The 23,800-nt window shown below is 68.7% G+C and carries 20 protein-coding genes; 16 read left to right on the top strand and 4 right to left on the bottom strand.

Features of this window, described 5'->3' with window-relative positions; genetic code table 11:
• The 7 genes from K8940_RS16250 (at position 1) to K8940_RS16220 (ending at position 9,697) form a co-directional block, all read left to right on the top strand.
• A complete protein-coding gene (locus K8940_RS16250; protein WP_223391112.1) occupies positions 1 to 3,195 on the top strand; it encodes an efflux RND transporter permease subunit in 3,195 nt (1,064 codons plus the stop codon).
• A 163-nt stretch (positions 3,196 to 3,358) separates the two neighbouring features.
• Positions 3,359 to 4,459: an inositol-3-phosphate synthase gene (locus K8940_RS16245; protein ID WP_223391109.1), complete on the top strand. Its 1,101-nt coding sequence runs from the start codon at positions 3,359 to 3,361 to the stop codon at positions 4,457 to 4,459.
• A gap of 9 nt (positions 4,460 to 4,468) precedes the next feature.
• Positions 4,469 to 5,287, top strand: a complete 819-nt coding sequence (locus K8940_RS16240; RefSeq protein ID WP_223391107.1) for a metallophosphoesterase family protein — start codon at positions 4,469 to 4,471, stop codon at positions 5,285 to 5,287.
• A complete protein-coding gene (locus K8940_RS16235) occupies positions 5,284 to 6,852 on the top strand; it encodes a B12-binding domain-containing radical SAM protein (RefSeq protein ID WP_223391105.1) in 1,569 nt (522 codons plus the stop codon). Before K8940_RS16240 ends, K8940_RS16235 begins: the two co-directional genes overlap by 4 nt.
• Before the next feature lies 1 nt (position 6,853).
• Complete coding sequence (locus K8940_RS16230; protein ID WP_223391103.1) at positions 6,854 to 7,720, top strand: sulfotransferase family protein; 867 nt, start codon at positions 6,854 to 6,856, stop codon at positions 7,718 to 7,720.
• Positions 7,710 to 9,002, top strand: a complete 1,293-nt coding sequence (locus K8940_RS16225; RefSeq protein ID WP_223391102.1) for a DegT/DnrJ/EryC1/StrS family aminotransferase — start codon at positions 7,710 to 7,712, stop codon at positions 9,000 to 9,002. Before K8940_RS16230 ends, K8940_RS16225 begins: the two co-directional genes overlap by 11 nt.
• Positions 8,996 to 9,697: a CDP-alcohol phosphatidyltransferase family protein gene (locus tag K8940_RS16220; protein ID WP_223391101.1), complete on the top strand. Its 702-nt coding sequence runs from the start codon at positions 8,996 to 8,998 to the stop codon at positions 9,695 to 9,697. The genes K8940_RS16225 and K8940_RS16220 overlap by 7 nt, the downstream gene beginning before the upstream one ends.
• Here the strand turns inward: K8940_RS16220 and K8940_RS16215 are convergent.
• A complete protein-coding gene (locus K8940_RS16215) occupies positions 9,609 to 10,958 on the bottom strand; it encodes an FAD-binding oxidoreductase (RefSeq protein WP_223391100.1) in 1,350 nt (449 codons plus the stop codon). The genes K8940_RS16220 and K8940_RS16215 overlap by 89 nt on opposite strands.
• 47 nt (positions 10,959 to 11,005) lie before the next feature.
• Between K8940_RS16215 and K8940_RS16210 the strand changes: the two genes are divergently transcribed.
• A complete protein-coding gene (locus K8940_RS16210) occupies positions 11,006 to 11,491 on the top strand; it encodes an SRPBCC domain-containing protein (RefSeq protein WP_263285779.1) in 486 nt (161 codons plus the stop codon).
• Here the strand turns inward: K8940_RS16210 and K8940_RS23870 are convergent.
• On the bottom strand, positions 11,442 to 12,488 hold the full coding sequence (locus tag K8940_RS23870) for a lipase family protein (protein ID WP_263285778.1): 1,047 nt from the start codon (positions 12,486 to 12,488) through the stop codon (positions 11,442 to 11,444). The two genes, K8940_RS16210 and K8940_RS23870, sit on opposite strands and share 50 nt — an antisense overlap.
• A 138-nt stretch (positions 12,489 to 12,626) precedes the next feature.
• Positions 12,627 to 13,958 (bottom strand): MFS transporter, encoded by a 1,332-nt coding sequence (locus K8940_RS16200; RefSeq protein WP_223391099.1) that lies wholly within the window; start codon positions 13,956 to 13,958, stop codon positions 12,627 to 12,629.
• A gap of 218 nt (positions 13,959 to 14,176) precedes the next feature.
• On the opposite strand from K8940_RS16200, the gene cyoA reads away from it, so the two are divergent.
• The 7 genes from cyoA (at position 14,177) to K8940_RS16165 (ending at position 20,901) form a co-directional block, all read left to right on the top strand.
• Positions 14,177 to 15,238: a ubiquinol oxidase subunit II gene (gene cyoA / locus K8940_RS16195; protein WP_223391098.1), complete on the top strand. Its 1,062-nt coding sequence runs from the start codon at positions 14,177 to 14,179 to the stop codon at positions 15,236 to 15,238.
• A 20-nt stretch (positions 15,239 to 15,258) separates the two neighbouring features.
• Positions 15,259 to 17,256, top strand: coding sequence for a cytochrome o ubiquinol oxidase subunit I (cyoB, locus tag K8940_RS16190; RefSeq protein WP_223391097.1), 1,998 nt, complete (start codon positions 15,259 to 15,261; stop codon positions 17,254 to 17,256).
• A 65-nt stretch (positions 17,257 to 17,321) separates the two neighbouring features.
• The gene (gene cyoC, locus K8940_RS16185) at positions 17,322 to 17,894 is read left to right on the top strand and encodes a cytochrome o ubiquinol oxidase subunit III (RefSeq protein WP_411675604.1); all 573 of its coding nucleotides are present in this window, start codon (positions 17,322 to 17,324) and stop codon (positions 17,892 to 17,894) included.
• Entirely contained in the window at positions 17,894 to 18,289 is a 396-nt protein-coding gene (gene cyoD / locus K8940_RS16180; RefSeq protein ID WP_223391094.1) for a cytochrome o ubiquinol oxidase subunit IV, read from the top strand. Before cyoC ends, cyoD begins: the two co-directional genes overlap by 1 nt.
• On the top strand, positions 18,286 to 19,026 hold the full coding sequence (locus K8940_RS16175) for an SURF1 family protein (RefSeq protein ID WP_411675561.1): 741 nt from the start codon (positions 18,286 to 18,288) through the stop codon (positions 19,024 to 19,026). Before cyoD ends, K8940_RS16175 begins: the two co-directional genes overlap by 4 nt.
• A complete protein-coding gene (locus tag K8940_RS16170; RefSeq protein WP_223391093.1) occupies positions 19,023 to 20,378 on the top strand; it encodes an ATP-binding protein in 1,356 nt (451 codons plus the stop codon). Before K8940_RS16175 ends, K8940_RS16170 begins: the two co-directional genes overlap by 4 nt.
• Positions 20,368 to 20,901, top strand: coding sequence for a response regulator transcription factor (locus K8940_RS16165; protein ID WP_223391092.1), 534 nt, complete (start codon positions 20,368 to 20,370; stop codon positions 20,899 to 20,901). Before K8940_RS16170 ends, K8940_RS16165 begins: the two co-directional genes overlap by 11 nt.
• Here K8940_RS16165 and K8940_RS16160 read toward each other — a convergent pair whose 3' ends face one another.
• Positions 20,902 to 21,825, bottom strand: coding sequence for a DUF1080 domain-containing protein (locus K8940_RS16160; protein ID WP_223391091.1), 924 nt, complete (start codon positions 21,823 to 21,825; stop codon positions 20,902 to 20,904).
• Positions 21,826 to 22,120: 295 nt separating this feature from the next.
• On the opposite strand from K8940_RS16160, the gene K8940_RS16155 reads away from it, so the two are divergent.
• Positions 22,121 to 23,224: a calcium-binding protein gene (locus K8940_RS16155; RefSeq protein WP_223391089.1), complete on the top strand. Its 1,104-nt coding sequence runs from the start codon at positions 22,121 to 22,123 to the stop codon at positions 23,222 to 23,224.
• Positions 23,225 to 23,800 lie beyond the last annotated feature (576 nt).

The following is a 23,800-nucleotide window of genomic DNA, read 5'->3' as shown; positions in this document are numbered from 1 at the left end:
GTGCTGAACCGTCTCATCGACCTCTCGGTCCGCCATCGCTGGATCGTCGTCCTGCTGGCCGTGGCGCTGCTGGCGTTCGGCCTGCAGCAACTGTCGCGCCTGCCGATCGACGTCACGCCCGACATCACCAACCGCCAGGTGCAGATCAACACCATCGCCCCCGCCCTCGGCCCCGAGGAGGTCGAGCGACAGGTCACCTTCCCGCTGGAGACGGCCCTGGCCGGCGCGCCGGGGCTGGTGGAGACCCGCTCGCTGTCGCGGCACGGCTTCTCGCAGATCACCGCCGTCTTCACCGACAAGACCGATCTCTACTTCGCCCGCGCCCTGATCAACGAGCGGCTGCAGGCCGCGCGCGCCAAGCTGCCCGACGGGCTGGAGCCCAGCATGGGGCCGCCGGTCACCGGTCTGGGCGAGGTCTATATCTGGACCGTCGAGTTCAAGGGCGCGGCCGCGCGTCCCGGCGCGGTCTATGTCACGCCCGAAGGCGAGACCCTGCGCACCGACATCGAGAAGGCCACCTATCTGCGAACGGTGCAGGACTGGATCGTCGCCCCGCAGCTGAAGACGGTCGCCGGCGTCGCGGGCGTCGACGTGTTGGGCGGCTACGTCAAGGAGTACGCCGTCCATCCGGACCCGGCCAAGCTGGCTGCGCGGGGCATCAGCCTGCCGCAGCTGGTCGAGGCCCTGGAGCATTCCAACCGGATCGCCGGGGCGGGTTATGTCCAGCGCGGCGGCGAGGCCTATATCGTCCGCACCGACGCCCGGGTCAAAAGCCTGGCCGAGCTGGCCGACACGCCGATCGGCCGGCGGGCCGGCGCGATCGTCAAGGTCTCGGACGTCGCCACGGTCGCGATCGGCCGCGCCCCGCGCCTGGGCTCGGCCAGCGAGAACGGCCGCGAGGTGGTGATCGGCACGGCCCTGATGCTGGTCGGCGAGAACAGCCGCACCGTCGCCGCCCGCGTCGATGAACGGCTGAAGACCATCGGGGCCAGCCTGCCGCCCGACGTGACGGTCAAGCCGGTGCTGGACCGCACCCGCCTGGTCGATGCGACCATCCGCACCGTCGAGCACAACCTGACGGTCGGCGCCCTGCTGGTCATCGTGGTGCTGTTCCTCGCCCTGGGGAACTTCCGCGCCGCCTTGATCACGGCGCTGGTCATCCCGCTGTCGTTCCTGATCGCGGCCATCGCCATGCGCCGGTTCGACATTAGCGGCAACCTGATGAGCCTGGGAGCGCTGGACTTCGGCCTGATCGTCGACGGCGCGGTGGTGGTCATCGAAAACACCCTGGGCCGCCTGGCGTTACGCCGCGAGGCCGAGGGCCGCGCCCTTACCGCCGGCGAGCGCCTGTCGATCGCCGCCGAGGCCGCCAAGGAGATGGCCCGCCCCGCCGCCTTCGGCCAGGCGATTATCCTGCTGGTCTATGCCCCCCTGCTGGCCTTCGAGGGCGTCGAGGGCAAGATGTTCACGCCCATGGCCGCTACGGTGATGTTCGCCCTGGCCGGGGCGTTCGTCCTATCCCTGACCCTGGTTCCGGCCTTCACCGCCCTGGTGGTGCGCGAGCCCCAAGACGCCAATGGAGGCCACGGCGAGACCCGCGCCATGAAGGCCGTGCGGACACGCTTCGAGCCGCTGCTGCGGGCCGCCGTCGCCCGGCCGGCGGCGGTGGCGGCCGGGGCGGGGCTGGCCCTCGTGATCGGTGTCGTCGCCTTCTTCGCCTTGGGCCGGGAATTTGCCCCGACGCTGGACGAGGGCGACCTGCTGGTCCAGGCCAGCCGTGTGCCCTCAATCTCGCTGGAGGAAAGCCAGGCCATGCAGTTCGAGGTCGAGAAGGTGCTCTCGGCCCAGCCCGAGGTGGCTCTGGTCTTCACCCGCACCGGCACGGCCGAGATCGCCTCGGACCCGATGCCGCCCAGCGCCTCGGACACCTTCGTGATCCTGAAGCCCCGCAAGGACTGGCCCGATCCGAACCTGTCGAAGGCCGAGCTGGTCGAGCGCCTGGAGGATGATCTCAGCAAGCTGATCGGCAACGCCTACGAGTTCACCCAGCCGATCCAGATGCGCTTCAACGAGCTGATCGCGGGGGTGCGCTCGGGCGTGGCGGTCAAGGTCTATGGCGACGACTTCGCGGTCATGAGCCGGACCGCCGACCAGATCGCGGCTGCGCTGCGCAAGGTTCCCGGCGCGGCTGACGTCAAGGTCGAACAGATCTCGGGCCAGCCGACGATCACCGCCAGCGTCGACCGCACGGCCGCCGCCGCCCTCGGCGTCCACGCCAGCGACGCGGCCGACGCCCTGGAGATCGGCCTGGGCGGCCGCGAGGCCGGCCATATCCTGGAAGGCGACCGCCGCTTCGACGTGGTGGTGCGCCTGGACGACGCCCTGCGCGCCGATCCGGCCGCCATGGGCCAGTTGCCCGTGGTCTCCGAAAGCGCCGACGGCGGCGCCTCGGCGGCCATCCCGCTATCCAGCATCGCCCGCTTCGACACCGCCGAGGGACCCAACCAAGTCAGCCGCGAGAACGGCAAGCGCCGGATCGTGGTTCAGGCCAACGTCCGGGGCCGCGACCTCGGCGGCTTCGTCGCCGAGGCGCAGGCCGCCGTGGCGCGCGAGGTCCGGCCGGCGCCGGGCTCGTGGCTGGAGTGGGGCGGCCAGTTCAAGAACCTGGAACGGGCCAGCGCGCGGCTGGCGGTGATCGTGCCGGTGGTGTTCCTGGTCATCGCCGTCCTGCTGTTCATGGCGCTGGGGTCGGTGACCGAGGCGGCGCTGGTTTTCGCCTGCGTGCCCCTGGCCCTGGTCGGCGGCGCGTTGGCGCTGCTGCTGCGGGGCATGCCGTTCTCGATCTCGGCCGCTGTCGGCTTCATCGCGGTGTCGGGCGTCGCCACGCTGAACGGCCTCGTTCTGATGCAGAGCATCAAGTCACGGATCGTCGGCGAGACCGATGTGGCCGCCGCCGTGATCGACGGGACCGTCGGCCGCCTGCGGGCCGTGCTGACCACGGCGCTGGTCGCCATCCTGGGCTTCATCCCCATGGCTCTGGCGATCGGCGCCGGCGCCGAGGTCCAGAAACCCCTGGCGACGGTGGTGGTCGGCGGCCTGCTGACCTCGACCGTGCTGACCCTGCTGGTGCTGCCGACCTTCTTCGTCTGGCTGGCGCGACGGGGCGGCGGAAGCGATCGAAGGAGCGTTGAATAGCCACAGCGAAAGATCAGGTCCGGCGCATCGCGCCGGCCCATCGGCCCAATACAAACTATTAGAGAATTTTATAAAAATCCAATTGACGGTTGTATCGGGCTGTTCTTCTCTACCCTGACGAAGCGTGGCGAGACGCCGCGACGCCAGACGCGGGGAGGGGCAGATGATCAAGATCGCCATCGCGGGGGTGGGGAATTGCGCCAGCGCGCTGATCCAGGGATTGCACTATTACGGCGGTGACGCCGCGCCGGATTGCGCCGGCCTGATGCACGCCGACATCGGCGGCTGGCGGCCGCAGGACATCGACATCGTGGCCGCGTTCGACATCGACGTGCGCAAGGTCGGCCGGCCCCTGCGCGAGGCGGTGTTCGCCCCGCCCAACTGCGCCCTGGTGTTCTGCCCCGACCTGCCGCGCGCCTCGGTCAAGGTCAGCATGGCGCCGCTGTTGGACGGCGTGGCCGAGCACATGGCCGACTATCCCGACAGCCAGGCCTTCCGGCCTTCGGGCGAGCCGCCGGTCGACGTGGCCAAGGTGCTGAAGGCCTCCGGGGCCCAGGTGCTGCTGAGCTATCTGCCGGTCGGCTCCGAAGCCGCCGCGCGCCATTACGCCCAGGCCTGCCTCGACGCGGGCGTGGCGTTCATCAACTGCGCGCCGGTGTTCATCGCTTCGGACCCCGCCTGGGCGGCGCGGTTCAAGGCGGCGGGGCTGCCGATCCTGGGCGACGACATCAAGAGCCAGCTGGGCGCGACCATCGTCCACCGCATGCTCTCGCGCCTGTTCGGCGAGCGGGGCGTGGTGATCGACCGGACCTACCAGCTGAACACCGGCGGCAACACCGACTTCCTCAACATGCTGGCCCGCGAGCGTCTGAGGTCCAAGAAGATCTCCAAGACCCGCGCGGTGACCTCTCAGATCGCCCAGGACATCGCCGCCGACAACGTCCACATCGGACCGTCGGACTACGTGCCCTGGCAGAAGGACAACAAGATCTGCTTCATCCGCATCGAGGGGCGCGGCTTCGGCGACGTGCCGCTGGAGATGGACCTGAAGCTGTCGGTCCAGGACTCGCCCAACAGCGCCGGCGTGGTCATCGACCTGATCCGCCTGGCCCGCATCGCCCGCGACCAGGGCCTGGGCGGTCCGCTCGAGGCGCCGTGCGCCTACTACATGAAGCACCCGCCGCAGCAGATGAACGACGAGATGGCCAGGAGCCTGACCGTCGAGTTCATCCGCCAGGCCCAGCGCCAGGCCGAGACCGTGTGAGCCGGCGCGATGACCCTGGTGGCGCACCTCTCGGACCTGCATTTCGGACGTGAGCGCGCCGTCGTCGTCGAGGGCCTGTTGGCTGACCTCCGTGCGCTGCGGCCGGACCTGATCGTCGTCAGCGGCGACCTGACCGAGCGGGCTTTCCATTGGCAGTTCCGCCGGGCGCGCCGTTTCCTGGGCCGCCTGCCGAGACCGTGGATCGCCACGCCGGGCAATCATGACGTGCCGCTGCTGCCGCTGTTCGAACGTCTGGGGCGTCCCACCGCTCGCTTCGCCCATCACGTCGATCCGGACCGCGTCCCCGTACGCCGGGCCGGCGAAGCCTGGGTCGCCGGCCTCTGCACCGCCCACGGCAAGACCTGGAAGGACGGCCGGATCCCGCCGGACCTGCTGGAAGAGGTCTGCGCCTTGGCGGGGGGCGCGCCGCCGGAAGCGCGCCGTATCGTGATCGCCCACCATCCCTTCCAGCCGCCGCCGGACGATGCGCGCTACCGGTTGGTCGACGGCTGGGAGGAGGGGCTGCGACGCCTGTCGGCCGCCGGAGTCGACATGGTGCTGGGCGGCCATATCCACCGCGCCTATGCGATCGATGTTGCCGGCGCGCTGGGGCTGGATCGGCCGCTGCTGGTCGTCCAGGCGCCGACGGCGGTCTCGCCGCATCTGCGCGACCGGCCAAACGGCTACAACCTGCTCAGGCTGGACGACGCCCGTGTCGAGATCGCCGCCCGCTACTGGGACGGACGGGGCTTCACTGAGGAGGCCATCGGGCGCTGGACCCTGGCCGAGCGCTCGCCGCCGGACCTGAAGCGAAGGGCTGTGGCATGACCGACCGTCCGCGCGTGCTGATCATCTGCGCCCACTTCCACGGCGACCGCAGCTTCAAGCGCGACCTGTCGCTGCTGCAGCCCTCGGCCGGCCTGCAGATCGGCTCGCTGATCGACCCGGAACGCTACGAGATCAGCATCTATCAGGAGATGTGGCACGGCTCGCTCACTCCTGATCGCCTGCCGTCGGCCGACATCGTCTTCCTGAGCGGCCTGGCCAAGGACTTCGACCGTCAGCGCCAGCTCTCGTACGTCTATCGCCGGCGCGGCGCCAAGGTGATCGCGGGCGGCTATTTCTGCACAATGTTCCCCGAGTTCGCCGCGCGGTTCTTCGACGCGGTCTGCGCCGGCGGGGTCGACTCCGTCGTCGATGTCATGGCCGATCTCGAGGCCGGGACGCTGAAGTCGATCTACCGCTCACCCCAGACCCGGCTCACCGACTACCGGATCCGCTACGAGATGCTGGCCGAGAACGACCTCCATCCGGCGTCGCATCTGGTCGAGGCCTCGCGCGGCTGCAATTTCAAGTGCGACTTCTGCGTCATCCCTGCCGAGGGCGCGCGGCACACCAAGTACGGGGTCGAGCGGGTGACACAGGCGATCAACGACGCCGTCGCCGCCAGCCCCTTCTGGTCCGTGCGGCGCTGGCTTCCGACCGTCTGGTTCATCGACAACAACTTCGGCAACGACCTGCGCTATCTGCGCGAGCTGTGCGCTGAACTGGCCAAGGACCGCCGGCTGAAGGGCTGGGGCGCGCTGGTCACCCAGGACATCCTGAAGAACCGCAAGATCATCGACCTGCTGGCCCAGAGCGGCTGCGCGGTGCTGTTCACCGGCCTGGAGTCGCTGGACCTCGATTTCCTGCACCGTCACGACAAGGTCCAGAACCTGTCCAAGAGCACCAACTTCGTCGACGACATCGCCTACGCCCAGAGCCGGGGGATCGTGGTGATCTACGGCTATCTGTTCGACCCCAGGATCACCTCGGTCGAGGCCATGCGCGCCCAGTTGGACACCATCCTGTCCCACCGCGCCCTGCTGTTCCCGAGCTTCATCGCCATCGTCTCGCCGCTGGTGGGCACCAAGCTGTTCTGGCAGGCGGCGCGGGCGGGCGAGCTGCGGCCCAACCTGCGCCTGCGCGACATCGACGGGCAGACGGTGGTCTATGGCGACTGTCAGGACACGGACGATCGCCTGACGGCCTTCCTGACCCAGCTCTTCCGGCGGCCCGACACCTTGGTCAATCGACCGCGGCACCTGCTCGACTTCCTGCGTCGCGCCTGGACCCTGCGCCGCGCCTCGCCCCTGGCCCACGTCGTTCACTTCCAGGCCCATTTCCGACTGTTCAACCTCGCCAAAAGGCGCAAGGGCGGGTTGGGCCTCAACTACATCGCCGGCGAGCAGCCGCTGGACGGCCACTACGACCACGCTCCGCCGGACATCACGCCGGAGGACCGGGCGCTGTACTTCGATCCCATCCTGGTGACCGACGCGGCGGGCGCGCCGGCGTCCTGGCTGGAGCCCTATCAACCCCAGCCCGCCAGGGCCCCGGCGATGGTCAGCTGACATGGACCTGCGCGAGCGCCTCGGCTTCGTCGACAACAACGTCTGGCTCTGGGGACGCGTGGGCGCGCAGGCCTGGTGGGACGCGCGCCAGGCGCGCGCCGCCCTGGCCCGCGACCCGGACCGCTATGCGCAGGTGAAGGTGTTCTGCAACTTCATCGGCTATCCGCGCAGCGGCCACAGCGTGGTGAGTTCGATCCTCGACGCGCACGCCGCGGCGGTGTTCTCGCACCGGCTGGACGCGCTGGGGCGCCTGAGCGCCGGGGTCGCGCCCGAGGCGGTGTTCCACATGATCGCCCGCAACGCCGAGCGGTTCGCGCGGGACGGTCGCAAGCTGACCGCCTACGCCTATCCCGTTCCCGGCCAGCACCAGGGCCGCAGCGGCCGGCCGACGGTGATCGGCGACCAGGAGGCCAAGTGGGCGACGCTGCGCCTGAGCCGCGATCCCGAATTGCTGGCCCGCGCCCGGTTCCGCCACGCGCCTCGCCTGGCCTTCATCCACGTGGTGCGCAACCCGTTCGACAACATCGCCACCCTGGCCAACCGGACCCAGAGCGCCCTGGAGCCAGCCATGGAAACCTATTTCCGGCTCTGCGCCGGGGTCGAGCGGGTTAAGGCCCGCTATCCGGAGCAGGTGCTGGACATCCGCCACGAGGACCTCGTAGCGACGCCGCGCCCGCAGATCCGGCGACTGGGCGCGTTCCTGGGACTGCCGGTCGACGAGGCCTATCTCGAGGCCTGCGCCGGCCTGGTCTATCCGGCCGCCAGCCAGTCGCGCGCCAGCCGGTCCTGGTCCGGCGCCCTGGTTCGCGACATCGAGCAGCGGTCGCGCCGACACCCGCATCTGGCCGGCTACGCCTATGACCGCTGAGCCGCGTCCCATGACCCTGAGCCTGCCGCCCCTGAGCTTGTTGCCCAAGCACTCGCCGGCCATGCGCCCGCTGGATTTCGCGCAGGTGGCGCGGCGGGCTCGCGACCCCGACGCGCGCTTGCAGGCGCTGTGGGGCGAGCGCCTGCCCGGCAAGCGGGTCTTCGGCATGCCGGCCGGGCGCCACGCGCTGTGGGCGTTCCTGGACGCGGCCAAGATCCCGCGCGACGGCGAGGTGATCGTCGCCGGCTACAACTACTATGTGGTCGTCCGCCTGCTCGCGCAGTGGGGACTGCGGCCGGTCTTCGTGGACATCGACCTGGCCACGCTGAGCCTGGACGCGGCCGAGGTGGCCAAGGCGGTGAACGAGACCACGCGGCTGGTGCTGGTCACCCACATGTTCGGCGCGCCGGCCGACATCGACGCCATCCTGGCGATCTGCCGCCCTCGCGGGATCAAGGTGTTCGAGGACTGCGCCCACGCGGTCGGTAGCCGCGACCGCCACGGCCAGCTGGGCGCGCGCGGCGACGGCGCGCTGTTCAGCTTCGGACCCCAGAAGCTGGTCAACTGCTTCGGCGGCGGCATGCTGGCGCTGGACGAGACCCTGGCCGAGGGTTGGACGCCGCCGCCGCAGCCCAAGGTCGCCTGGACGGTCGCCGCCTCGACGCCGGCCAAGGCGCTGCTGTCGGTCTGCATGACTCCCAGCCTCTATCGCTGGACGCTGCGGCCGCTGATCAGCCTAGGCCGGTTCCTGGCCGCCCGAGGGCTGCCCTGGCTGCGCGACCTGGCCTCGCCGTCCAAGGACGTGGCGGGCTACCGCTTCGACCCGGCCTCGCGGCCGCCCTTCGCGCCGTTCATGCCGTTCCTCTGCGCGCGCCAGCTCCAGCGGCTGGACGGCAATGTCGAGGCGCGACGAGCGGTGGTGGCGCGGATCAAGGCCGCCACCGCGCATCTGGGTCCCTATGAGTTTCTCGACGAGGACCGCTTCGGCCGCGCCAATGGTTCGTACTTCGGCGTGCTGGTCGACGACTCCGAGGGCTTCACGCGCGCCATGCTGAAGGCGGGCGTGGAGGTCGAGCCGCACGAGTTCTACGACTGCGCCAGCCTGCCGCAATTCGCCTCGTTCGCCGCGACCTGTCCACGCGCGCGGTTGGCCAGCGACCATCTGGTTCGCCTGCCCAGCTATCCGCAGCTGACGGGTCGCCGGCTGGACCGGATCATCCGGGCGATGGAGCGCTACGCGCGACGCACCCAGCCCGTCGCCACGGAGACCGCGCCATGCTGACCCAGATCAAGTCCAGCTTCGCTCCGCTGGTGGCGGCGCCGGCTCGCGGCCTCATCCGCCTGGGCCTGACGCCCAACGCCGTGACCCTGGGGGCGCTGGCGATTTCGCTGGCGCTGTGCGGCCTGCTCGCCTGGACCAAGGCCGTCCTCGTCCTCGTGCCGCTGCTGGGGTTGTCGCTGCTGCTGGACGCCTTGGACGGACCGGTGGCGCGGCTGAGCGGCAGGGTCAGCAAGACCGGCGCCTATTTGGATGCGCTGTGCGACCGCGTGTCCGATGGCGCGCTGTGCCTGGCTCTGGCGGCGGCCACCGGTCACTGGAAGCTCTATTTCGTGGTCGCGCTGGGCGCGGGCCTCTTCAGCTACGCCAAGGCGCGGGCCGAGATGGAGGCGCCGATCGGCAACGAGGCCTGGCCCGACCTGATGGAGCGCACCGAGCGCTGCGCGGCGCTGCTGATCTCGGCCTTCGCCTACGCCCTGTTTCCCAACTGGTCGGCGGCCGGACTGGATGTCCTGGATTGGGCCCTGGCCCTGCTGGCGGCGCTGATCTGGGCCTCGGTGATCCAGCGCGTCCTGCGCGCGGTCGACTGGCTGGAGCGGGTCGACGACCCTACGAAGCCGGCGCGCTCGCCCAAGGCTTCAGGTCCAGCCGGCGTGCGAGCGCCGAGAGCACGCGGCCTTGCGGGTCGTAGGTCCTGACCGCCTCCCGCCAGCGGTCGAGGTCGGGGTACATCCGCGCCATCTGGCCGGGCCGCAGGCAGCAGTCCTTGGTCAGGTTGACCCGGCCGCCGGCGGCGATCACCGCCTCGCTGCCCTGGTCCAGCCAGGCCAGGGCGCGCGGCGACCAGGGCGTCTGGAAGTTGATGGTCGCGCCGGCCATGGGAAACGACAGCAGGCCGCCCGAGGCCAGCGGGCCCATCGGCTTGATCACCGCCGCCAGCATGGGGGCGTCATGACCCCGCGCCAGGGCCACGAAACGCTCGACCAGCGCGGGGAAGGCCGCGCGCGAGGCGGCGAACTGGTACTCGATCATGCCGCGAAGACCGTACAGCTGGTTCCAGCCATAGAGGTGCTCGTGCAGGCCCGAATAGTTGAAGTCGCGGCGGTGAACGAGGGTCTCCGCCGGCTCGCGGGTGGCGTTCAGCACGATCCGGCCGACGGTTCGCACGGCGCCGGGGGTGATCACCGGCAGGCGGGGCAGATCGATCCGCCGGGCGATGCGCGGCGGCGGCGTCGCCTCGGCGGTGCGATCGGCCTGGAACACCAGCCCGCGGGGTCGGGCCTGGGCCAGGTCGAAGAAGGTCGCGAACGCGTAGTCGGGCGGCGTGTCGGGCCAGAGCAGGGGCCACAGGGCGTCCAGGTCCGCGACCTGGCGACGGCGCACCCTCAGGGTCGGGCTGGCGCGCGGGCGGACCTTCAGGGCGACGCGGGTGATCAGGCCGGTCAGGCCCATGCCGCCCAGGGTGGCGTGGAAGAGATCGTCATGCAGCGACCGAGAGCAGCGCAGCGTCTCGCCCGAGGCCAGCACGATGTCGAGCGCTTCGACATGGCGGCCGAACGAGCCCTCGTCGGGATGGTTCTTGCCGTGGATGTCGCCGGCCGCCGCGCCGCCGACGCTGGCCCATTGGGTGCCGCCGTAGATCGGGAACTCGAAGGCCGTGCCTTCCAGCCGGCGATGCGCCGAACCGACGCTGTCGCCGGCGTCCATCCAGAGCCGGTGGGTCCCGGTGTCGAGGTCGAAAGCGCCGCCTCGGGGCGCCTGGCAGGTCAGGCCCTCGGGCACGCCAAAGGCCGCATCGCCGAAGCTGCGGCCCGCGCCGCGCGGCGCCAGGGACAGGCCGCGCGCGCAGCCTTCCAGCCAGCCCTGGCCGTCGGGCGCGCACAGGCTGGCGCCCGGCAGGACCTTGGACCAGCTGGCGTAGGATCGGCGGCGAAGGCCCGCCTCGCGCGGGTGTTTCATGGGCGCCAATCGGATGAGCCTGGACGGAAGGGCGTGGGAGGACGGCGATGATCGAACTTTTGACCGAGCAAAGGCTGGCCGCACCGCCCTCGGCGGTCTGGCGAGCTTTGATGGATTTTCCGGCCTATGGCGCGTGGAACCGCTATGTGCGGCGCATCGAGGGCGCGGCCGAACTGGGCGCGCGCCTGGCCGTCAGCGTCGCTCCGCCCGGCGGCCCGCCGCGCACCTTTCACCCGATCGTCACCCGGCTGACGCCCGAGAAGGTGTTCGCTTGGCGGGCGGTGATCGGGACGGCGGCCATCTTCGCCGGCGAGCACATCTTCGAGCTGGAGGCGACGGCGGAGGGGACGCGGCTGATCCACCGCGAGGAGTTCTCGGGCCTGATCACGCCGCTGCACCAGCGTCTGCGGCTGGCGGTGACGCGTCGCGGCTTCGAGGCGATGAACGCCGATCTCGCGCGGCTGCTCGTGCACGATCAGGCTCCTACGCCGTCGCGTCTTCGTGACGCCCCCGGATCCGCAGCGGCGGAATGACCGCCGAGGTGTCGCCCAGCAGGCGCAGATAGGCCTGGGCGTGATGCTGGGCGCCCACCTGCTGGTACCAGCCCAGGCCGCCTTGGTGCGCGCCCGCCAGGGCCAGCCGATTGGCCGGGGGCTGCACATAGGCCATCCCCGCCGCGCCCAGGGCGCCGGCGAACAGGTCGATGACCAGGCTGGCCGCGGCCGGGGTGTGGAGGCCGTAGGGGCGGTAGATGGTCTTGACCGCTGGGAGGTCCGACCAGCTGTTCGGCACGACATCCAAGGTGTTGTAGTACTGCTGGCTGTCGGCGAAGCGCTGGGTCACCAGGTCCGCGAAGGCGGCGTTGCCGGCGGTGGGGGCGGCGAAGGTGACCAGGCGGATTGGCGTGTCGACGCCGTTGCGCGCGAAGTCGTCGGCCAGCCACACCGCCATCACCGTGGCCAGGCATCCGCCCAGGCTGTGGCCGGTGATCACCAGTTCCTTGGGGCGGGTGGCGGAATCGGTCAGGCGCTGGCGTAGGAAGGCGCGCAGACCCGCGCCGTCGCTGCTCAGCCCGTCGACGACGCGCAGGCCCAAGAGCGCGCCGCCGGCCACGCGCGCCGGAGAGGCGGGATCCCAGGGCAGGGGCTTCTGCTTCAGGACCAGCAGGTCCTCGAAGGCCTCCTTGAGGTCGCCCCACGCGTCATGCGTGACGTCGGTGCCGCGCACCACCAGGACCAGCTTCTCGGGCGCGGCTTGGCCGGGGAGGCGATAGCTGGCGACGAGGGCGAGATTGGCCTGCACCGAGTCCCAGGCCGGCCCCCACTCGACCCGCCAGGCCCCGCCCTGTCCCACGCCGACGAAGCGCGGATCGGCGAGCTCGGGGGTGATGCGGTCGAGCGGGCCTTGAGAGACGCGGCACAGCTGCATGTAGCGCAGGATGAAGGGATCCTGCGGCGGCGCGGCGAGAAGACCGGATGCACCCCCGAGGGCGACCGCGCTCGCGGAAAAAGCCCGTCGCGTCAACGCCATGGCGATCCCCCTCATTTCTTTGGAGAATACAACCTATAAGTAAATCTTGCAATTATTCTCGTCTGACGGCGTGGCTGAGCGCGCGGACGCGCTGGCGGGCGCGACGCTCCGCCAGGGGAGCGTCGCGCCGTGGCGGCGCTATTTCAGCGCCAGCCGGCGATTGCGGTCGATGGTCAGGGCGACCAGGGTCGCGATCGCGCCGGAGGCCAGATAGAGGCCGATGGCGGGCAGGCCCCACAGGGTGGCCAGGCCCAGGGCCGCCAGCGGGGCGAAGCCCGCGCCGATCAGCCACGAGAGGTCCGAGGTCAAGGCCGCGCCGGTGTAGCGATAGCGCTTGGAGAAGCGCGAGCTGACCGTACCGGCCGCCTGGCCGAACGACAGGCCCAGGATCGCGAAGCCCAGCACCACGTACAGGGTCTGGCCCAGCGAGCCGCCGTCCAGCAGGCGCGGGGCCAGCAGGCTGAAGCCCCCGATCAGCAGCGCCGACAGGGCCAGCTGGTTCTGGCGGTTAATGCGGTCGGCGATCCAGCCCGAGGCCAGGATGCCACCGACGCCGACCAGGGCGCCGAAGAGCTCGATCCGCAGGAAGGTCAGGGCCTGGTCGGGGTCATGCAGGATCACCCACGACAGCGGGAAGACGGTGACCAGGTGGAACATGGCGAAGGTCGCCAGCGGGGCGAAGGCGCCGATCAGCACGTTGCCGCCCTCGGCCCGCAGCAGCGAGGCGATCGGGGCGGGGCGCAACTCGCGCTTCTCGAACAGGGCGCCGTATTCCTCGGTGGCGACGATGCGCAGGCGGGCGAACAGGGCCACGACGTTGATCGCGAAGGCGGCGAAGAACGGGTAACGCCAGCCCCAGTCCAGGAAGTCTGCGCCGCCCAAGCTGCTGACGAAATAGGCGAAGAGGCCGCTGGCCAGCATGAAGCCGAACGGCGCGCCCAGCTGCGGGATCATCGCGTACCAGCCGCGCTTCTTCTCGGGCGCGTTCAGCGCCAGCAGCGAGGCCAGGCCGTCCCAAGCCCCGGCCAAGGCCAGACCCTGGCCGATGCGGCAGGCCGCCAGGGCCCAGATCGCCAGCGGGCCGACCACCGCGTAGCCGGGCAGGAAGCTGATGAAGGCCGTCGAGCCGCCCAGCAGGAACAGCGCCACCGTCAGCTTGGCGCCGCGGCCGAAGCGACGATCGATCGCGCCGAAGATCGCCGAGCCGAAGGGGCGGGCGACGAAGGCCAGGGCGAAGACGGCGAACGAGAACATCACGCCGGTCAGGCGATCGACGAACGGGAAGAACAGCTGTGGGAACACCAGCACCGAAGCGATGGCGTAGACGAAGAAGTCGAAGAATTCCGAGGTGCGGCCGATCACCACGCCGAGGGCGATCTCGCCCGATCGAACGCCGTGCGGGTCGGCGTGCATCCTGCGCGCGTCGCGCTCCAGACCTGACGATGTGGGGATAGTGAACTCTTGAGCCATGTACTGACGCCTATTCCTCGTTTCCGTCCCAACTTGCGATGCCGCGCCGCCTATTCGGCGGTCTTGAGGCGAGCATGGGGCCAAGGGGCGGCGTCTGGCAAACGCCTTCGTGGCGCTTGCGCTCCGTTCACGGCGGCTTGATCAAGGGCAAGGCGCGACTTGACCTAGGACAAACGGTCCAATGTCGCACCGCAGCAGAACGGCCTATCGGGCGCCGCATGCGTCCGATCTCCAGGCTCACACCCCGTCCATCGCCAAGCTTGCTGGGCAAGCTGGCCCTGCTGCCCTTGCTGCCGCTGCTCAGCGGCTGCGACTGGGTGGTGATGAATCCGTCCGGCGATATCGCCATGCAGCAACGCGACCTGATCATCGTCGCGACCGTGCTGATGCTGCTGATCATCGTGCCGGTGATCGCGCTCACCCTGTTCTTCGCCTGGAAGTACCGGCGCTCGAACGAGGCGGCCAAGTACGATCCCGACTGGCACCACTCGACCCGCCTGGAGATCGTGATCTGGGCCGCGCCGCTGGTGATCATCACCATCCTGGGCGCGGTGACCTGGACCAGCACCCACCTGCTGGACCCGTACCGCCCGCTGGACCGCCTGGCGCCCGGCCGCTCGGCCGAGAACGTCAAGCCGCTGAAGGTCCAGGTCGTGGCCCTCGATTGGAAGTGGCTGTTCATCTATCCCGAGCTGGGCGTCGCCACGGTCAACGAGCTGGCCGCGCCGGTCGACACGCCGATCGATTTCCAGCTGACCAGCTCGTCGGTGATGAACTCGTTCTACGTGCCCGCTCTGGCCGGCCAGATCTACGCCATGCCCGGCATGACCACCCAGCTGCACGCGGTGATCAACAAGCCTGGGACCTTCGACGGCTTCTCGGCCAACTACAGCGGCGCCGGCTTCTCGCACATGCGCTTCAAGTTCCACGGCATGAGCCAGGCGAACTTCGACCGCTGGGCCGCCGAGGTCCGCAGGGGCGGCGACCGCTTGGACGGCCCCCGCTACCTGGTCCTGGAGAAGCCCAGCGAGAAGGCCCCGGTCCAACGCTTCGCCACGGTCGACGCGGGCCTGTTCGACAAGGCGGTCAACCGCTGCGTCGAGCCGGGCAAGATGTGCCAGCACGACATGATGCGCATCGACGCTCAGGGCGGTCTCGGCATGGCCGGCGTCTACAACGTCACCACCCTCGAATACGACAAGCGCGTCCGGCGCGGCCAGGAAGGCGGTCTGCGCGCGTTCGTCGCCGCGCTCTGCGCTCCGAAGTCCGCCCAGCGCTGAGCCAGGATTAGAGACCCAGAATGTCCCCGGACCTCGTCAAATTCATCTTCGGCCGTCTCACCTGGGACGCCATTCCGCTGCACGAGCCGATCCTGCTCGGCACCTTCGTCATGGTCGCCCTGGGCGGCCTGGCGACGCTGTTCCTGCTGACCCGCTACAGGCTGTGGGGCTATCTTTGGCGTGAGTGGCTGACCAGCGTCGACCACAAGAAGATCGGGGTGATGTACATCATCCTGGCGATCATCATGCTGCTGCGCGGCTTCGCCGACGCCCTGATGATGCGGGCTCAGCAGGCGATGGCCTTCGGCGACAACGCCGGCTACCTGCCGTCGCACCACTACGACCAGATCTTCACCGCCCACGGCGTGATCATGATCTTCTTCGTGGCCATGCCGCTGGTGACGGGCCTGATGAACCTGGCCGTGCCGCTGCAGATCGGCGCGCGCGACGTGGCCTTCCCATTCCTGAACAATTTCAGCTTCTGGATGACGGTGGGCGGCGCGATCACCGTGATGCTGTCGCTGTTCGTCGGCGAGTTCGCCCGCACCGGCTGGCTGGCCTATCCGCCGCTGTCGAACCTGGCCTACAGTCCGGACGTCGGGGTCGACTACTACATATGGGCCCTGCAGATCGCCGGGGTCGGGACTACCCTGTCAGGCATCAACCTGGTCGTGACCATCATCAAGATGCGCGCCCCGGGCATGAGCCTGATGAAGATGCCGGTCTTCACCTGGACGTCGCTGTGCACCAACGTCCTGATCATGGCGACCTTCCCGATCCTGACCGCCACCCTGGCCCTGCTGACCGCCGATCGGTACCTCTACACGAACTTCTTCACGAACGACTTCGGGGGCAACCCGATGATGTACGTGAACCTGATCTGGATCTGGGGCCACCCCGAGGTCTACATCCTGATCCTGCCGGCCTTCGGCGTGTTCTCCGAGGTGGTCTCGACCTTCTGCGGCAAGCGCCTGTTCGGCTACAGCTCGATGGTCTACGCGACCGTCGTCATCACCATCCTGTCGTACATCGTCTGGCTGCACCACTTCTTCACGATGGGCTCGGGCGCGAGCGTGAACTCGTTCTTCGGGATCACGACGATGATCATCTCGATCCCGACAGGGGCGAAGATCTTCAACTGGCTGTTCACGATGTACCGCGGCCGCATCCGGTTCGAAGTGCCGATGCTGTGGACCGTCGGATTCATGGTCACTTTCGTGATCGGCGGCATGACCGGCGTGCTGCTGGCCGTCCCGCCCGCCGACTTCGTGCTGCACAACAGCCTGTTCCTGATCGCCCACTTCCACAACGTGATCATCGGCGGCGTGGTGTTCGGCATGTTCGCCGGCATCACCTACTGGTTCCCCAAGGCCTTCGGCTTCAAGCTGGATCCGTTCTGGGGCAAGGTCTCGTTCTGGTGCTGGCTGGTCGGCTTCTGGGTCGCCTTCACCCCGCTGTACGTGCTGGGCCTGATGGGCGTGACCCGGCGCATGAACCACTTCGAGGACCCGTCCCTGCAGATCTGGTTCGTGATCGCGGCCGTGGGCGCGGTGATCATCCTGTGCGGCATCCTGGCCTTCATCGTCCAGATCGTCGTCAGCATACGCAACCGCGAGGCCCTGCGCGACGAGACCGGCGACCCCTGGGGCGGCCGGACGCTGGAGTGGTCGACCTCGTCGCCGCCGCCGGCCTACAACTTCGCCTTCACGCCGGTCATCCACCAGCTGGACGCCTGGTGGGACATGAAGGCGCGGGGCTACGAGCGCCCGACCACCGGCTTCATCCCGATCCACATGCCCGCCAATACCGGCGCTGGCGTGGTGCTGGCCGGGATCAGCACGGTGCTGGGCTTCGCGTTGATCTGGCACATCTGGTGGTTGGCGGTCGTCTCGTTCGTCGCCCTGGTGGCCACGGCGATCACTCACACCTTCAACTTCAAGCGTGACTACTACATCCCGGCCGAGGAGGTCGTCCGCGTCGAGGACGCGCGCACCGAAGCCCTGCGGAGCCTGACCTGACCATGGCCTCTCAAGCCCATGCCCATGCCCACGTCTTGGCGGAAGCGGACAAGAGCCGCTTCCACATGACCGAGGAGCACCATCCGGAGAACGGGACCCTGCTGGGGTTCTGGATCTACCTGATGAGCGACTGCCTGATCTTCGCGGTGCTGTTCGCCACCTACGCCGTGCTGGGCAGAAGTTACGCGGCCGGTCCGTCGGGCGCGGACCTGTTCGATCTGCCGCTGGTGGCGGTGAATACGGGCCTGCTGCTGTTCTCGTCGATCACCTACGGCTTCGCCATGCTGGCGGCCCAGGCGGGACGCAAGCAGCCGACCCTGATCTGGCTGGCCATCACCGGCCTGTTCGGTCTCGGCTTCCTGTCGCTGGAGCTCTACGAGTTCGCCCACCTGATCCACGAGGGCGCGGGCCCGCAGCGCAGCGCTTTCCTGTCGTCGTTCTTCACCCTGGTCGGCACCCACGGCCTGCACGTGACGTTCGGCATCATCTGGCTGATCACCCTGATGGTCCAGGTCGGCCAGCGGGGCCTGGGCCCAGAGATGCAGCGCCGCCTGATGTGCCTGTCGATGTTCTGGCACTTCCTGGACGTCGTCTGGATCGGCGTCTTCTCGTTCGTCTATCTGCTGGGAGTGCTGTGATGACCGCGGCTGGCCACGACACGCACCACGCCCCCGGCGCCCACGAGGGCCACGGCCACGACGCGGGCCACGGCTCGCTGAAGGACTATGTGATCGGCTTCGTGCTGGCGGTGATCCTGACCGCCATCCCGTTCTGGCTGGTCATGGGCCACGTCCTGCCGACGCCCCAGATGACCGCCGTGGCGGTGATGGGGCTGGCGGTGATCCAGGTGCTGGTCCACATGATCTACTTCCTGCACATGAACTCGCGTTCGGAAGGCGGATGGACCCTGCTGGCCCTGATGTTCACCCTGATCCTGGTGGTGATCACACTCAGCGGCTCGCTGTGGGTGATGCACAACCTGAACGCCCACATGATGCCGGCGACCGCGCACGACATGCAGACCATGCCGTGACGGCGGTGCGGGGAAGGCGGGCGCGGTCGGTCGCCCTGATCGGGCTGTGCGCCGCCTTCACCGTGGTCTTCGTCCTGCTTGGCGCCTGGCAGGTCCAGCGCCGGGCCTGGAAGCTCGACCTGATCGCCCGGGTCGAGCAACGCCTCCACGCCGAGCCGACGCCCGCCCCAGGGCCCGAGGCCTGGCCGCGAATTTCTCGTGAGGATGCCTATCGACGCGTCCGCCTGACCGGTGTCTTCGACCATGACGCCGAGACCCTGGTCCAGGCGGTCACCGAGAGGGGCCCTGGCTTCTGGGTCCTCACGCCGCTGAGGACCGATCGCGGCTTCACCGTGCTGGTCAACCGCGGCTTCGTCCCGACCGAACATAAGGCGGCGGCCTCCAGGCGGGCGGGCGATTCCGCCGGCCCCGTCACGGTGGTCGGCCTGCTGCGCATGACCGAGCCCCATGGCGGCTTCCTGCGCCAGAACCAGCCGGGGCAGGGGCGGTGGTATTCCCGCGATGTCCAGGCCATCGGCGCCGCGCATCGCCTAGCCAATGTCGCTCCATACTTCGTGGACGCCGACGCCGCGCCCAATCCCGGCGGCTGGCCGCTAGGGGGCCTTACGGTCGTGCGTTTCCCCAACAGCCATCTTATCTACGCCCTGACCTGGTTCGGCCTGGCGCTGCTGACGAGCGGCGCCGGCCTCTACGTCGCGCGCGACGCGCGGCGCAGCCGTGAGGAAGGAGCTTCATGACGCCGACCGCCAGCATGGTCTTCTCCGGCGTGGCGGGCTGGCTGTCGGGCGCCCGGGCGGCGGACAACGCCAGCGGTCCGGCCGACGCTATCGCGCGCCAAAACATGCTGCAGCTGATCCACCTGCGCTGGATCGCGGTGCTGGGCCAGGTGGTCACCATCCTGGCGGTGCATTTCAGCCTGGGCTTCCGCCTGCCGCTGGCGACGATGATGCTGGTGCTGCTGGCCCTGGTCGCCCTGAACCTGTTCAGCCTGCTGCGGCTGAAACGGGCGACGCCGCTGGGGCGCTACGACCTCTTCTTCGCCCTGGCCTTGGACACCCTGGCCCTGACCGCACAGCTCTATTTCAGCGGCGGCGCCACCAACCCGTTCACGACCCTCTACCTGCTGCACGTGATCCTGGGTGCGGTGCTGCTGGAGGCGTGGGCGACCTGGGCGATCGTGGCCCTGACCAGCTTCTGCTTCGTCATGCTGGTCGCGTTCAACCGGCCGATCGTCGCCACGGGCCTGAGCGACCAGGCCTTCTTCGACATGTTCCTGATGGGGATGCTGGTCGGCATCGTGCTGGACGCGGTGCTGCTGGTGACCTTTGTCGACCGCATCAACGCCAACCTGCGCCGCCACGACGCCCGCCTGGCCGAGCTGCGCCAGCGCGCGGCCGAGGAAACCCACATCGTCCGCATGGGTCTCTTGGCCTCGGGCGCGGCGCACGAACTGGGCACCCCGTTGGCGACGCTGGACGTGATCCTCGGCGACTGGCGGCGCATGCCGATCTTCGCCTCCCAACCGGACCTGGCTCAGGAACTGGAGGACATGCGCGGCGAGGTCCAGCGCTGCAAGACGATCGTCACCGGCGTGCTGCAGTCGGCCGGCGAGGCGCGCGGCGGCGAGGTGCGGGCCAGCACCCTGCGGGCCTTCCTGGACGAAGTCGTGGCCGACTGGCGCGCCACCCGCAACGGCGAGGTCCTGGCCTACGAGACCGACCTGATCGCCCCGACCCCGATCGTGGCGGAATCCACCCTGAAGCAGGTGATCCACAACGTCCTCGACAACGCCCTGGACGCCTCGCCCGGCGGTGTGCGGCTGTGGGCCGGCGTGCGCGAGGACCGGCTGCTGATCGAGGTCGAGGACGACGGCCCCGGCTTCACCGACGAAACGCTGGAGAACTTCGGCAAGCCCTACAACTCGACCAAGGGGCGGGCTGGCGGCGGGCTGGGCCTCTTCCTGGTGGTCAACGTCCTGCGCAAGCTGGGCGGTCGCGCCAGCGCCGAGAACGTCGCCGACGCCGGCGCGCGCGTGGTGCTGGACCTGCCGCTCTCCTCGCTTGAGATCGGAGGGTCTCGTGCAGGCTGATCGCAAGCTGATCATCGTCGAGGACGACGAGAAGTTCGCCGCCACGCTCAAGCGCTCCTTCGAGCGGCGCGACTACGAGGTGGTGCACGCCCACGGCCTGGACGAGGCGATGGCGGCGCTGGAGACCTTCGCGCCCAAATACGCCGTGGTCGACCTCAAGCTGGCCGGCGAGTCGGGCCTGGCTTGCGTGCGGGCGCTCAGCGAGCGGCATCCGGCGATGCTGATCGTGGTGCTGACCGGCTTCGCCAGCATCGCCACGGCCGTCGAAGCCATCAAGCTGGGCGCGCGCCACTACCTGGCCAAGCCGTCCAACACCGACGACATCGAGGCGGCCTTCCACAAGGAGGAAGGCGATGTCGACGCCGCCATCGGCGAGCGCGCGACGTCGATCAAGAACCTGGAGTGGGAGCGGATCCACCAGACCCTGGTCGAGACCGACTTCAACATCTCCGAGACCGCCCGGCGCCTGGGCATGCACCGCCGCACCCTGGCCCGGAAGCTGGAGAAGCGGCGGATCAGCTGACTACTTGGCCACGACCTTCGGCAGGGCGGTGATCGGCTCCAGCACGATGTCGCGGAAGAAGGTCTCGGCGCCCTCCGACTGCAGCTGGATCGCGCCATGCGTCAGGGGCTGGCCGTCGGCCTTCAGGTCGCGGACCTCCATCACCGGAACGCCGTTGACCACATGCACGGCCCGATCGCCCAGCACATAGAGGTCCAGGATATTCCACTGGCCGGCCGGCTTCTCGGCGTCGCTGTAGGCCTCGACGTTCCAATCGGCGGTCCCGCCCTTGGCGGTGACGGCGCGGCCGGTGGGCGAGAAGCGCAGGTTCGGCTTGATGATGCTCGGGTCGTCGACGGCGTTGGTCACCACGGAGATCGCCTCGCCGACGGGCACGACCATGCCGATCGAGCCGGTCATGATCTCGAACTCGACCGCCTGGCTCCAGGTGCCCCAGACCACGCCCGGCGCGCCGTGTGAGTGATAGAGCAGGCCGTTGTTGGGCGCCTGGGTCTCGCGCGGCGTCCAGCGGCCCTTGCCCCACTTGTACTGCAGGCGCAGGTGGTAGTTCTTGAAGTCGCCCTTGTGGACCAGGCTGCCCCAGATCCTCCCGTTGACGTAGAGGGCGGGGCGGCCGTCCTCGGCCACCACCTTGAAGATCTCGGCGCTTCGGGCGCTGGCCCCGATCGGAGCGATGGCCGGACGCTTGTAGGTCAGGGCGGGGTCGGCATAGCCCAGCCAGGCGTCCCAATCCTTCAGGTCCTGGCCGTTGAACAGCGACACCGCCGGGCCGGCGGGCTTGGGGATGTCGGTCAACGTCAGGCGCGGCTGGGCGATGGCGGGCGCGGTGAGCGCCAGGGTCAAGGTGAAGGCCAGGGTCTTGAGCATGTGTCCTCCCGCGCCCTGCGTCGGGCTTGACCGCACCCTAGAAGGCAGCGCTGTCATGGCAAGCCCCGATGGCGAGGCCGCCAGACGCGAACCGCGTTCGTCGAGCGGCGACGCTTTGTCACAGCGTCGGGAACGAAGAGGATGGTAATCCCCTTATCCATCCAGCGCGCGCCGGCGCTGAAACCCAATTTGGGGTGACTTTCCCGGCGTCGTCGGGGGTAGGGCTTAGACCTGTAAAGGGTTGTTAAGCATCAAGGCTCGACGAGGATGACCTAGGGTAATAACGATACTTGACGCTTTGGGACGTAGTCCCGTTGCTTTATCCAAGCTCTTGAATTTCGGCGGTGCGATCATGACGACGTATACTTTTTCCAAGATCACCGCCGCCGAGGCCAAGCGCTTCAACATCCTGAGCTACGACACCCTGGTGTTCACCACGGGCTCGGCGACCGACGTCGAGATCGCTTTCTATCCGCAGTCCAACGGCTATGGCTCGTATCAGCTGACGCTAGGGACGCGCACGGTGATCTTCCCGCAGGCCGGCGTGAACTTCGGTTTGCCGGCCGCCGCGACGGCTGATCGGATCCTTTTCTCGGATGGATCGCACCTGGTCATCGGCGGCGCCGGCGACGACTTCTACGAACCGTCGGCCACCGCGGCCTCCCATGTCATCGCGGCCTTTGGCGGCGCGGGCGACGACACGCTGTTCGGCGGCGACGCCAATGACCGGCTGGTCGGCGGCGCCGGGAACGACACCCTCGACGGCGGCGGCGGCAACGACGTCCTGGACGGCGGCGACGGTGACGACGCCCTGAGCGGCGGCGACGGCGACGACACGCTGACCGGCGGGGCGGGGGCCGACACCCTCCTGGGTGGTTCAGGCCACGACATCCTGAACGGCGGCGCCGGCGCCGACACCCTGGACGGCGGTTCGGGCAACGACATTCTGAACGGCGGCGCGGGCGCGGACACGCTGATCGGCGGCCGCGGCAACGACACCCTGAACGGCGGCGACGGCGCGGACACCCTGCAGGGCGGCGCGGGCGCCGACATCCTGGTCGGCGGGTCGGGCGACGACACGCTGACCGGCGGAACGGGGACCGACACCCTGACCGGCGGGACCGGCGCGGACGTCTTCGTCTTCGGCGCTTCGGACTCCCTGCCTTCCGCGCCCGACCAGATTCTCGACTTCGACGACGAGGACTCGCTCGACTTCACGGGCCTGGGGCCCGCCACGTCCCTGAACTATCAGCACCTGACGGGCGCGGCGACGTATGACGGCGCCCTGGCCGCGGCGAACGCCGCCTTCGCCGCGAAGGCGACGCTCAGCTATGTCGGCGTCCAGGTCGGCGACGACTTCTACGTGTTCGTCGACAGTCTAGCCGTGCATGAAGTCGGTCTGGCGGTCGTGTTGCGTGATGTTTCGGCGTTCGATCCTCTGACCGGGATCGTCTAGGCGAGAGATTGCTGCCTCTTTCGTGAGCAACGGCGAGTTCAGGGCCTTCCCGCGTGCATGTCCCAACCTGTGCGACAAAAGTACGCGTCCGACGGTTTGAGCGATCGGTGTTCGCGATTCCGTATTAAGACGATTTCCTAAGCCGGTGTTGGGCTTGGCCTCACGCCGACGCGGACGATCCGAAGTAAAGGACCTGTTCTGAAATCGCCGCTCGCCAACGAGCGAACGTGGGTATGCAGTGGCGATCGAGGTTGGGTTCCCCGCTTTGGGTTCTTTTGGAGAGTTCGGAGGTCTTGAGCCCTTGACCTTCCCGGCATGCGATAGTGTACAGCAATTTACGTTGTTGGACGCTGCCGAAACGCCAAATGAAGTTCGGTCGATCCTCGGCGGAACTGCTAAAAATCAATATACTTTTGGTTGTATTAAGCTTCCATAACTAGTGGCGTTAGGCGAAATCTGTTTTGAGTTCGGCGTTTTATCCAGAAAATTGCGTCGCGTGCGACAAAATAGCGAATATTTCTTTACGTCTTCGGTGGTCTAAGTTTGTGGCTGCGAATTCACTGCTAACTAGCAATC

This window comes from Caulobacter segnis (assembly GCF_019931575.1).
GTDB lineage: Bacteria > Pseudomonadota > Alphaproteobacteria > Caulobacterales > Caulobacteraceae > Caulobacter > Caulobacter segnis_C.
This window is presented reverse-complemented; position numbering and strand designations above follow the sequence as displayed.